General features: G+C 70.2%; 12 protein-coding genes. 6 read left to right on the plus strand and 6 right to left on the minus strand.

Features of this window, described 5'->3' with window-relative positions; all coding sequences use genetic code 11:
• From Q0C12_RS13085 to Q0C12_RS13110, 6 genes are all read left to right on the plus strand, one after another.
• Window positions 1-966, plus strand: a 966-nt coding sequence (locus tag Q0C12_RS13085; RefSeq protein WP_290890900.1) for an argininosuccinate synthase, incomplete at its 5' end; no start/stop codon positions are given.
• Window positions 963-2,051: an acetylornithine deacetylase gene (locus Q0C12_RS13090; protein ID WP_290890902.1), complete on the plus strand. Its 1,089-nt coding sequence runs from the start codon at window positions 963-965 to the stop codon at window positions 2,049-2,051. The genes Q0C12_RS13085 and Q0C12_RS13090, both read left to right, overlap by 4 nt.
• 99 nt (window positions 2,052-2,150) lie before the next feature.
• A complete protein-coding gene (locus tag Q0C12_RS13095; RefSeq protein WP_290890904.1) occupies window positions 2,151-3,458 on the plus strand; it encodes an acetylglutamate kinase in 1,308 nt (435 codons plus the stop codon).
• 1 nt (window position 3,459) lies between these two features.
• Entirely contained in the window at window positions 3,460-4,068 is a 609-nt protein-coding gene (locus Q0C12_RS13100) for a GNAT family N-acetyltransferase (RefSeq protein ID WP_290890906.1), read from the plus strand.
• Window positions 4,069-4,099: 31 nt separating this feature from the next.
• Window positions 4,100-5,050 (plus strand): N-acetyl-gamma-glutamyl-phosphate reductase, encoded by a 951-nt coding sequence (gene argC / locus Q0C12_RS13105; RefSeq protein ID WP_290890908.1) that lies wholly within the window; start codon window positions 4,100-4,102, stop codon window positions 5,048-5,050.
• Complete coding sequence (locus Q0C12_RS13110) at window positions 5,047-6,345, plus strand: argininosuccinate lyase (RefSeq protein ID WP_290890910.1); 1,299 nt, start codon at window positions 5,047-5,049, stop codon at window positions 6,343-6,345. The genes argC and Q0C12_RS13110 overlap by 4 nt, the downstream gene beginning before the upstream one ends.
• 2 nt (window positions 6,346-6,347) lie before the next feature.
• Here Q0C12_RS13110 and Q0C12_RS13115 read toward each other — a convergent pair whose 3' ends face one another.
• From Q0C12_RS13115 to Q0C12_RS13140, 6 genes are all read right to left on the minus strand, one after another.
• Entirely contained in the window at window positions 6,348-6,890 is a 543-nt protein-coding gene (locus tag Q0C12_RS13115) for a hypothetical protein (protein ID WP_290890912.1), read from the minus strand.
• A 36-nt stretch (window positions 6,891-6,926) separates the two neighbouring features.
• The gene (locus Q0C12_RS13120; protein WP_343212463.1) at window positions 6,927-7,244 is read right to left on the minus strand and encodes a type II toxin-antitoxin system RelE/ParE family toxin; all 318 of its coding nucleotides are present in this window, start codon (window positions 7,242-7,244) and stop codon (window positions 6,927-6,929) included.
• On the minus strand, window positions 7,232-7,489 hold the full coding sequence (locus Q0C12_RS13125; RefSeq protein WP_290890915.1) for a type II toxin-antitoxin system Phd/YefM family antitoxin: 258 nt from the start codon (window positions 7,487-7,489) through the stop codon (window positions 7,232-7,234). Before Q0C12_RS13125 ends, Q0C12_RS13120 begins: the two co-directional genes overlap by 13 nt.
• Before the next feature lie 89 nt (window positions 7,490-7,578).
• Window positions 7,579-7,917, minus strand: a complete 339-nt coding sequence (locus Q0C12_RS13130; protein ID WP_290890917.1) for a YbjQ family protein — start codon at window positions 7,915-7,917, stop codon at window positions 7,579-7,581.
• Between the two features lie 91 nt (window positions 7,918-8,008).
• On the minus strand, window positions 8,009-9,337 hold the full coding sequence (locus Q0C12_RS13135) for a DUF3999 family protein (protein ID WP_290890919.1): 1,329 nt from the start codon (window positions 9,335-9,337) through the stop codon (window positions 8,009-8,011).
• 4 nt (window positions 9,338-9,341) lie between these two features.
• The coding region (locus Q0C12_RS13140) for a DUF2339 domain-containing protein (protein ID WP_290890921.1) at window positions 9,342-11,765 on the minus strand (2,424 nt) is incomplete at its 5' end.

An 11,765-nucleotide genomic window follows, 5' to 3' on the forward strand; every position in this document is an offset into this window, starting at 1 on the left:
GCGGGCGAGGGCTACCAGGGGCAGTACCCGCTGCTGGTGTCCGACCGCTACCTGATCGTGGACGCCGCGCTCAAGCGCGCCGCCGAACTCGGCACGCGCGCGATCGCGCACGGCTGCACTGGCATGGGCAACGACCAGGTGCGCTTCGACCTGGCGGTGAAGGCGGCCGGCGACTACGAGATCGTGGCGCCGATCCGCGAGATCCAGAAGGAGCACACCCAGACCCGCGCCTACGAGCAGGCCTACCTGGAGCAGCGCGGTTTCGAGGTGCGCGCCAAGCAGAAGAGCTACACCATCAACGAGAACCTGCTGGGCTTGACCATGTCCGGCGGCGAGATCGACCGCTGGGAAGCCCCGGGCGAGGGCGCCCGCGGCTGGTGCGCGACGCGGGCCGAATGGCCGGCGCAGGCGCTGCGGGCCACGCTCACGTTCCGGCAGGGCGAGGCGGTGGCGCTCGACGGCCAGCCGATGGCGGGCGCGGCGCTGCTGGCGAAGCTCAATGGCTTGTTCGCGAAGTACGGCGTGGGCCGCGGCCTGTACACCGGCGACACCACCATCGGGCTCAAGGGCCGCATCCTCTTCGAGGCCCCGGGCCTGGCGGCGCTGCTGGCCGGCCACCGCGCGCTCGAGGAAGCCGTGCTGACCAAACAGCAGAACCGCTTCAAGCCCGAAGTCGCGCGCAAGTGGGTCGAGCTGGTGTACGAGGGCTTCTACAACGATCCGCTGAAGGCCGACCTCGAGGCCTTCCTGCAGTCCAGCCAGGCCTGCGTCAACGGCGAAGTGGTTCTTGAAACCCACGGTGGCCGCGTGGATGCCGTGGCCGTGCGCTCGCCGCACCTGCTGCACGCCAAGGGCGCCACCTACGCGCAGTCGGCGGACTGGGGCGTGGCCGAGGCCGAAGGCTTCATCCGCCTCTATGGCATGAGCAGCAGCCTCTGGGCCGAAATCAACCGGACTGCCCGATGATCCAGGACGTACTCAAGCACCTCGAAGCCCTCGTTTCCTTCGACACGCGCAACCCGCCGCGCGCCATCGGCACGGGCGGCATCTTCGATTACCTTCGGGCCCGCCTGCCGGGCTTCACCTGCACCGTCACCGACCACGGCGCCGGCGCGGTCTCGCTGCTGGCCGTGCGCGGCGCGCCGAGGCGGGTGTTCAACGTGCACCTGGACACCGTGCCTTCGTCGCCGGGCTGGAGCGCCGACCCGCACGTGCTGCGCGTCGCCGGCGACCGCGCCATCGGCCTGGGCGCTTGCGACATCAAGGGCGCCGCGGCCGGCCTGCTGGCCGCGGCGGCGCGCACAGCGGGGGATGCCGCTTTCCTGTTCACCAGCGACGAAGAGGCCAACGACGCGCGCTGCATCGCCGCCTTCCTCGCGTCCGACCACGGCTTCACCGAAGCGATCGTGGCCGAGCCGACGATGGGCGAGGCGGTGCTGGCGCACCGCGGCATCAGCTCGGTGCTGATGCAGTTCACCGGGCAGGCCGGTCATGCGTCCGGCCAGCAGGCGCGCACGGCCAGCGCGCTGCATGCGGCGATCCGCTGGGGCGACCGGGCCCTGGACCATGTCGAGTCGCTGGACCACGCGCGCTTCGGCGGACTCACCGGTCTGCGCTTCAACATCGGCCGGGTCGAGGGCGGCATCAAGGCCAACATGATCGCGCCGCGGGCCGAGCTGCGCTTTGGTTTCCGGCCCTTGCCGTCGCAGTCACCGGCGGATTTGCATGCGCGTTTCCGCGGCTTCGCCGACCCCGCGGCGCTGGCCGCGTACGAAGAAACCTTCAGCGGCCCCTCGCTGCCCGCGGGCGACATCGCCGGGGCGGAGGCGAAGCGGCTTGCCGCGCGCGACCTCGCCGACGAACTGGGCCTGCCGATTGGCAATGCCGTGGATTTCTGGACCGAGGCCTCGCTGTTCTCGGCCGCCGGACTGACCAGCTTCGTGTTCGGCCCGGGCGACATCGCGCAGGCGCACACGGCCGACGAGTGGGTCGCGCTGGAGCAGCTTGAAACCGTTGCCCGTCATTACGTCCGCCTGCTGGAGGCCTCATGAATGCGCTAACCCTTGCCGCCCCCGCCGTCGCCGCGGGCCAGCCCGAAACCCTCCGGAGGGCGCTTCCGTTCTCCGCCGCCTGCCTTGCCGACCCTGACCATGACTGAGATGCGCACCACGATCGTCCGCCTGCTGTCCAACATGGCCAGCGCCAAGGAGATCCAGCAGTACCTCAAGCGCTTCAGCCAGCTCGACGCCGAGCGCTTCGCCGTGGTCAAGGTCGGCGGCGCGATCCTGCGCGACGACCTCGATGCGCTGGTGAGTTCGCTCTCGTTCCTGCAGCAGGTGGGCCTGACGCCCATTGTCATCCACGGCGCCGGCCCGCAGCTGGACGAGGAGATGAAGGCCGCGAAGATCGAGAAGGTCACGGTGGACGGCCTGCGCGTCACCGACGCCGCCGGCCTGGCCATCGTTCGCCGCGTGTCGCAGCAGGAGAACCTGCGCCTGGTCGAGGCGCTGCAGGCCCAGGGCGTGCGCGCCACCTCGATCACCTCGGGCGTGTTCGAGTGCGACTTCCTCTCGAAGCGCAAGTACGGGCTGGTCGGCAAGGTCGAGGCCGTGCACGTGGCCAGCATCCAGGCCGCCATCAAGGTCGGCTCGATCCCGGTGATCGCCTCGCTGGGCGAGACCGCCGGCGGCCAGATCCTCAACGTCAACGCCGACTGGGCCGCGAACGACTTGGTCAAGACGCTGCAGCCGTACAAGATCATCTTCCTCACCGGTACCGGCGGCCTGCTCGACGGCGACGGCAACGTGATCGATTCGATCAACCTCAGCACCGAGTACGCCGAGCTGCTGCGCCAGCCGTGGCTGCACTCGGGCATGAAGGTGAAGATCGAGCAGATCCACGACCTGCTGATGGCGCTGCCGCCGGCCAGCTCGGTCTCGATCACGCGCCCCGACCAGTTGGCGAAGGAGCTGTTCACGCACCGCGGCTCGGGCACGCTGGTGCGCCGCGGCGAGCAGGTGCGCAGCGTCACCTCGTGGAAGAAGCTCGACCTCAAACGGCTGAAGTCGCTGATCGAGTCGGGCTTCGGGCGCAAGCTGGCGCCCGACTACTTCGAGAAGACCCCGCTCTACAAGGCCTACGTCAGCGAGCACTACCGCGCCGCGCTGGTCATCACGCTCGAGGACGGCATTCCGCACCTGGACAAGTTCGCGGTCAGCGACGATGCGCAGGGCGAAGGCCTGGGGCGCGCGGCCTGGCAGGTGATGCGGGCGGAGACGCCGCAGCTGTTCTGGCGCGCCCGCGCCGGCAACCCGGTCAACGATTTCTACTTCGACGAGGCCGACGGCTGCATGAAGGGCGATAAGTGGAACGTGTTCTGGTACGGGCTGGAGGGCTGGGAGCAGGTACGCTACGCCGTCGAACACTGCCTGGCCCGGCCGGCCACGCTCAAGGGCTGACATGATCACCAACCTGCACTGGACCATCCCGCCGATCCTGCAAGGCATCCACGTGACGCTGGAGCCGCTGCAGCGCGAGCACGGCGAGGAGTTGCTCGCCGCGGCGTCCGACGGTGAGCTGTGGAACCTCTGGTACACCACGGTGCCGGGGCCGGAGACGGTGCGCGGCTACATCGCCAGGGCGATGGAGGACCGCGAGGCCGGCACGGCGATGCCGTTCCTGGTCCGCAATGCGGCCGGCGACCCGGTGGGCAGCACGCGGTTCTTCCGGATGGATCCGGTAATCCCCAGCCTGGAGATCGGCTACACCTGGTACTCACAGCGGGTGCAGCGCACGGCGCTCAACACCGAGGCCAAGCGGCTGCTGCTGGGGCACGCCTTCGACGCGATGGGCTGCAGCGTGGTCGAACTGCGCACGCACGTGTTCAACCAGCGCTCGCGCAAGGCGATCGAGCGGCTGGGCGCGCATTTCGACGGGATCCTGCGGCGCCAGATGCGGATGGCGGATGGGCACCTGCGCGATACCGCGGTGTACTCCATCCTGGACAACGAGTGGCCGACGATTCGCCGGCACCTTGATTTCAAGCTGGAACATGGGGTGGTGCCGTGAGCCTGTCCGTGGTCTCCCGGGAGTCGCTGCAGTGAACGGGTCCATTTCCCTCGGCCTGGTCGGCGCCCGCGGCTACGTCGGCGCCGAGCTCATCAAGCTGGTGGCGGCGCACCCACGCTTCACGCTCGGCTTCGTGTCCTCGCGCGAGCGCGCCGGCCAGCGGCTGGCCGACCATGAGCCAGCCTATGCCGGCGACCTGCGCTACGTGAACCTGCATGCCGAGGCGGCCGCGGGGCAGGGCGCCGACGCGCTGGTGCTGGCGCTGCCCAACGGCATGGCGGCCCCGTTCGTGGCCGCGCTGGACGCGAAGGCGCCTCGGACGGTGCTCGTCGACCTGTCGGCGGACTACCGCTTCGATGACATCTGGCACTACGGGTTGCCCGAGCTGACCCGCGCGTCCGCGCCCGGCGCGACCCGCATCAGCAACCCGGGCTGCTACGCCACGGCGATGCAGCTGGCGGTGGCGCCGATGCGCAGCTGGCTCACCGGTTCGGTGCAATGTTTCGGCGTGTCGGGCTACTCCGGCGCCGGCACCAGCGCTTCGGACAAGAACGACCCGGACAAGCTGCGCGACAACCTGATGCCGTACGCGTTGACCGGCCACGTGCACGAGCGCGAGGTGACCCGCCAGCTCGGCCACGCGATCGAGTTCATGCCGCACGTGGCGCCGCACTTCCGCGGCATCACGCTCACCGCCAACCTGCACCTGGCCGAGGCCACGACGCTCGATGCCGTGCGCGCACGGTACCGCGCGGCCTACGCCGGCGAGCCGCTGGTGCAGGTGCTGGAGGAGGCCCCCTGGGTCAGCCGCATCGCCGGCCGCCACGGTGCCGAAGTCGGCGGCTTCACGCTGTCGGCCGACGGCCGCCGGCTGGTGGTGGTGGCCACGCTCGACAACCTGCTCAAGGGTGCGGCGACGCAGGCCCTGCAAAACCTCAACCTGGCCTTCGGCCTGCCGGAAACGATGGGAATCCCGACATGAGCGAGCTGCTTTGGCAGAAACCCGGCGTGGAGGTGGACCCGCGCATCCAGGCCTTCCTGGCCGGCGGCGACGTGCTGCTGGACCGCGAGTTCATCCAGGACGACATCACGGCGTCCGCGGCGCACGCCCGCGGCCTGGCCCGCATCGGCATCCTCACGGAAGACGAGTGCACGGCGCTTTGCCGGGAGCTGTCGCTGCTTTCCGCCGACCTGCTGTCCGGCGACTTCGTGCTCGACGAGCGCTTCGAGGACGGCCATTCGGCCATCGAATCGCGCCTGGTCGAGCGCCTGGGCGATACCGGCCGCAAGATCCACACCGGCCGCAGCCGCAACGACCAGGTGCTGGTGGCCACACGCTTGTGGCTCAAGCGCAAGCTGGGCGAACTGCAGGCGGTGTGCCGCGAATCCGCCGAGGTCTGCCTGCAGCGCGCCGAGGCCGAGGCGCTGCCGATGCCCGGTTACACCCACCTGCAGCGCGCCGTGGTCTCGTCCACCGCGATGTGGTGGGCTGGCTTCGCGGAGGCTTTCGTCGACAACGCCGTGCGCGCCGGCCAGGCCCGTGACTGGATCGACGCCAACCCGCTGGGCACCGCCGCCGGCTACGGCGTCAACCTGCCGCTGGACCGCGAGGGCAGCACGAAGGAACTCGGCTTCGCCCGCACGCAAGTCAGCCCGATCTACGCCCAGCTTTCGCGCGGCAAGTTCGAGATCGCCGCGGTGGACGCGCTCGGCGCCGCCATGCTCGACCTGCGCCGCCTGGCCTGGGACCTGAGCTTGTTCACCACCGCCGAGTTCGGCTTCGTTGGCCTGCCGCCGCAGTACACCACCGGCAGCTCGATCATGCCCAACAAGCGCAACCCCGACCTGGTCGAGCTGATGCGCGCCACCTACGCCAGCGTCGCCGCCGCCCGCACCGAACTCGAGAACCTGCTGTCCCTCCCCAGCGGCTACCACCGCGACCTGCAGTACACCAAGGGCGCGCTGTTCCATGCCTTCGGCCGCGGCCTGGGCGCGCTGGCGCTGCTGCCGAACCTGTTGCGCGGCCTGCAGTGGAAGCCCGAGCGGCTGGCGCAGTCCTTCGACGACGGCATGTTCGCCACCGACAAGGCGGTGGAACTCGCGGTCGCCGGCTTGCCTTTCCGCGAGGCCTATCGCCTTGCTGCCGTTGAGCCTCTGCCGATGGCCGGCGCCAATCCGCAGGCCAGCCTGGAGGCACGGGTGTCGCCGGGTGGCTCAGGCGCGCTCGGCCTGGCCGTGCTGCGCGAACGACTGGCTGCGATCGCTGGCGCGGGCTGAGTTCAGTCCTTTGGCCACACGGCCATGTCGACGCCGACGACCAAGGTGACAGAGACGGACGCGACCACATAGCAGAGCAGCTGGTCGCGAAGCTTCAGCTGCAGGCGCCGGCTCGCGACCACCACGAGCGCCAGCAGCCCGCCAACCACCAGTACCGGCAAGGTCCAGGTGCCCAGTCCCAGCAGCTGGCTAAGTTTCGCCTCGTCATTCGGGTTGAGCACGCTCACGCCGGCCGCCAGCAGCCGCATGAAGAAGGCGATGTAGAGCAGGGCGAAGCCCAGGTGGCTGCGTGACTTTCCGACCAGCCAGAACCCCACCAGCCCCTGGCCCACCGTGAGCAATGGCCCGGCACCGGCGATCAGGGCCAGGTCGCGCGAGGTCACCGAGCCGAGCGGCGTCACCGAGTTGAGCGTGGCCACCATTTCGTAACCGAGCAGGGCGCCCGTGAGCCAGTGCGCGAACTCGTGGGCCAGGAAGCTGGCGATACCGACCAGCAAAAGCACGACGTAGAACCTTGCTGGGAACACGGCGTTCGAACGGGGCATGTCGGTCTCCAATGGATTGGCCGCGGCTTGCTGGGCCTACTCTGGTGGCGTGAGGCGATCCAGGTCCAGCGGGCGCAGGATTCGCGACGTCCGCATGACGTGCACGACGTGGACCCGCTGACGGTCGTGCCGATAAAGGACGCGACAGGGCGGTTCCACGAGGTGGCGGTACCGGCTCCGCGGCCCCAGTTCGGGCACGCGGGAGCCACTGGCGGGATGTACGGCGAGCTGGCCCACGTGTTCGTAGACGCGCCTGACCAGGGCGGCCGCGGCCGCCGGGTTCTCCAGTGCGATGTAGTCCGCGATGGCTTCGAGATCCGCCAACGCCGGCTCCGTCCAGATTACTTCAACCATTTGCCCAGGCGCTTCCCGGCCTGGGCATGGCTCAGGGTCCGGCCCTCGGCGATCGCCATTTCACCGCGCGCGATGCCCTCGAGGACAGTCATCCGTTCCTGCTGCAGCTCGTAGGATTCCACATCGACCAGATAGGCGCTGGGCAAACCATGCTGCGTGATCAGGATCGGCTGCTTGTCCCGCTCGACATCCGCGAGCAGTTCCGTGGCCTGGCGCTTTAGCGTGGTGACGAGTTCGGTGCGCATGAAGTGACACTAAAGTAGCACTTTTCGTGTGTCAATCGCTGGCAAACCGGGTGCCGCGGGGACTCGGCGACAGACCCGAGCCTGGCCGGCTACGCCTTGGTGCCGTCGGGCTCGACGACGACCGCCGTGCCGTAGCAAAGCACTTCCGTCAGGCCGGTCATGATCTCGGTGGCGTCGTAACGCATGCCGATGATGGCGTTCGCCCCGAGCCTGCGCGCCTCCTGCACCATGTCGCGGTAGGTCTCCTGGCGCGCCTGCTCGCAAAGCTCGGTGTAGATGGTGATGTTGCCCCCGAACAGGGACTGGATGCCGCCCAGGAAGTTGCCCACGACGGAGCGGGAGCGGACCGTGATGCCGCGGACCACGCCCAGGCTGCGCACCACGCGCTGCCCGGGAAGTTCGAAGGCCGTGGTGACGCTCGAGTTCACGAGGCCTGATGGGGTTCGGCCCGCGTTTGGGTAGGTGCTGTTCCTCGGATCAGTCACGTTGCCTTTCTCCTTGTCGGCGCGAACTGCCGGACTATTCCGGCTTGGGCTGGCGCAGCACGCGCAGCGACACCAAGAGCACCAGGCCGGCGCCAAGTGCCAGCACCGCCCAAAGCACCCAGCGCTGCCAGTCCTCGCCGCGCTTGGGTGCCATGGCCGCGGCGCCGCCAGCTTCGCTGCCTTCGCCGAGGGTGGCCGGCTGCGGCGGCGTGCTCGAGGCGGCGAGCGCTGCCTGCACGGGGTAGTCCTCGCGCGCGGCGCGCACGCTGCCGGCAACCAGGGTGTAGGGGCGCGGGCCCTGGGCCAGCAACACGAAGCGCTCGGGGCGGTACTGCAGCTGCAGCGTCGGTGCCTTGGCGAGCGCCGGCTTGCTGGCGATGCGCCACTGGCGGTCGCGGACACGGTTGACCGGCGGGGCGACGTGGCGCACTTCATCGCCGTTGTTGCCCAGGCGGAAGGCGACGAAGCTGTAGACGTTGCGCCACCAGCCTTCGGCGTCGTCACGGGTCGTGATCGCCACGGCGGCGACGGCGTTGGCGGTCGGCAGCACCACGTCCACGCGTTCGACGGTCACGCGGGCCGGGTTCGTGTAGTCGAAGCTGCCCGGTGCGTCGGCCACCGGCGTGCCGTCCAGCGACAGGGTTTTCCATTCGCGCGAGTCGGCGCCGCGCAGGCGCCGCTCGGCCTGCAGCGCGCCGATCACCGGCCACTGGCCGTCGTTCTCGATCGACAGCCGCAGGTAGCGGGCGTTGCTGCCGGTGAACTCGAGCTTCAGGCGCTCGATGCGCAGGCCGTTGTCGTCCAGCGCCACCAGCGGCATGCCGCGGCCGATCTCCTGCCAGTCGGCCAGGTCGTCGGAGGCGCTCAGCCGCACGCGCAGGTTGACGGGCAGCACGGCACCTTCGCCCAACTGTACGTGCAGGGCAGACACCGGCGGCGGATCGTCGCCGCGGTCGAGCAGCAGGTCGTGGCGTTCGGGCGGGGTGGGGGTGCTGTCGTTGGTGCGCAGGTCGAGGCCGCGCAGGTGGCCGCCGGCGTCGCGCTCGAGGCGGAGCGCCAGGCTTTCGGGCTGCCCGGGCGCCGGCAGCGGCACGCGCAGCCACGCCACCGGCTCGAGGCGGCTCTGCTCGGTGTGCTCGAACGGCAGGGGTGCGAAGGGCACCGGCTCGCCGTCGGCATTGAACACCGCGAGGTCGCGCAGGTCGGCGCGGCTGACGTGCTGCAGCACCTCCGCGTCCAGCTCCAGCACGTAGGCCGCGGCATCGCCTTCGGCCAGCACCGGCCACTGCCGCGCGTAGTCCTGCGGCGTGTTGGCGTGGGCGGCACCGGCCGCCAGCAGTCCCAGCATCAACAAAGAGCGCATGCGCTTACTCCGAACGGGGTGGGGTGGGGGCGATGCGGCCGACGATCACCAGCAGCCCGCCCACGACCAGGAAGGAAACGATGCCGGCGATGTTGCCGACGAACAGGCGGTCCACGAACGCCAGCTTCAGCAGCACCACGCCGAGCAGGCCTGCGCCCAGCCACCACAGTGCGCGGTCGCGGCGGCGCGAGCCCAGTATCCAAGCGGTGACGCCGGCCACGCACCAGGCCACGGTGAGGCTGGCCTGCGCCAGGGTTTCGCCCAGGATTTCGGGCGACCAGGGCAGGTCGGCCAGCTGGTGGCAGGCGCGCAGCACGGCCATCGTGAGCACGAACAGCGCAGCGCCCGCCCAGGCCAGCGCGCCCAGGCGGTTCGCGTCGTCGCGCGATCGCAGCGCCGCGGCCGCGACCACCAGGCCCAGCAGCAGCGACAGCTCCAGCGGGTTGAGCAGCGGGATCCAGGGCAGCGGGTCGCTGTTGCCGGGCAGGAAATTGCCAAACACCCAGCCCAGGCCGAGCGCGAGGCCCGCCAGCCCCAGCCACGCCGGGCGCCAGCGCGGGAAGTCGTTGGCAAGCGGCCAGCCGGCCAGGACCGGGTGGCGCCAGGCCAGCGCGAACATGAGCGCCAGCGGCGCCAGCACGGCCGGCAGCAGCCAGCCATCGGCCAGGTCCATGCGATCGCCCAGCACGCGCATCAGGGTGACGCCGGCCGCCGCCGACACGGCGATCAGCCAGGCGATGTGCGCGAGCGGCATCGTCGCCGAGCGCGGCTCGCGCAGGGCGGCCAGGGTCGGCAGCGCGAGCGCGAACCAGAGCCACCACAAAGCCAGCGGCGCATCGAACAGCGTCAGTTCATAGTGATACTGCGAGGACAGCGACAGCGGCAGCATCAGCACCACCGACGCCGCCAGCGGCCAAGACAGCCGCGGCCAGGCCATGGGCCCGCGCAGCAGCGCCGCCAGCACGGCGGTGAGCAAGGCAAAGCCGCCGTAGTAAAGCGCATCGAACTGCGGCGACATGTTTATCTCGATCTCGCGCAGGCCCAGCACGGTCCACCAGAACAGGCCGCCCAGGAAAAGCACGATCTGCAGCGCCACCGCCTTGCCGGCGCGATGGTAGAGCCAGCTCGCCGCCAGCCAGGCCAGCGTCAGCAGCGCCAGGTTCAGCGCATGGCCGTTGAGCAGGAAGCGCTCGGCGATGTCGCCGCGATGATCGAACAAGCTGACGACCCACGCGCCCGCCGCCAGCACCACCAGCAGCAGGCCCATCCAGCGCACGAGGCGCCGGTCCTGGCGCAGGCCCAGCCAAACCATGCCCACGCCCTGCAGCGCCCAGGCCGCCGAGGTCCACTGCGCCGTAAGTGCCAGCGGGATGGCCAGCGTGGCGAACACCACGCCGATGCCGGCGGCGCTTTGCGCCAGGTCGCGCAGGCGCGCATTGCGTTGCGCCCACAGCGCCAGGCCCGCGTAGATGGCGGCCACGAACACCGCGCTGAAAGCCAGCCCCAAGCGGTCGTCGCCCACCAGCCCCACCTGCATCGGGAAGGCCAGCAGCGGCGTGCCGAACAGCAGCGTGCCATCCACCTTGCCGTTGCGTGCGCGGCCGGCCAGCGCGTACAGCACCGGGATCGACACGTAGAACAGGAAGAACAACACAAGGAAGGGCTCGACCGTCGCGAACTTCTCCGGCGTGTAGTACTTCGCGCCCCACAGGCCGCCGATGAGGAAGGTGAAGAGAAAGCCCACCAGGTTCAGCGCGCGCCACGGCTTGTGCCAGGCGATCGCGAACACGGCGGCGTTGAGCACGGCGTAGTAGCCGAACAGCGCCACGTGGTTGCCGGTGCCGGTGGACAGCAGCACCGGTGCCAGGTAGCCGCCGATGAAGCCGAGCACGGCGAGCGCCGGGGCATCCTGCTTCACGGCCAGCACGCTGGCGCCCGCCACCAGCACCACGATCATCGCGAAGGCGGGCATCGCCCCCAGCACCTCGTAGTTGCGGAAGGCCGCGAACACCACCAGCAGCAGCACGCCGATGGCGCCGCCCTGCAGGCTCAGGCCAAAGGCCGGCTGCTCCGGCGCGCGGCGCAGGCCCCAGACCAGGCCAGCGATGGCGGCCGCGGCGATGCCGGCGAGGCGGAACTCGATCGGCAGGGTCAGCCAGCCGGCGTCGGCCGCGTACTTGATGGCGGCGGCGACGCCGAACAGCAGCACGAGCACGCCCAGCTTCACCGGCACGTTGCCTTCGAACAGCCAGCCCTTGACCACGCCGATGGCCTTCTCGAACACGTCCGGTTCGCGCGGGCCGGTGTTCCAGCTGGCCGCGGCGGGGGCGGCCTCGGGGATCGGGGGCGGCTGCGCAACCGGACGGGCAGGGCCGCCGGGTCCAGCGGTAGCCTGGGCGGCCACGACCGCGGCGGCGGCCGCGGCGGC

The sequence above is a fragment of the Arenimonas sp. genome, from assembly GCF_022842045.1.
GTDB lineage: Bacteria > Pseudomonadota > Gammaproteobacteria > Xanthomonadales > Xanthomonadaceae > Arenimonas.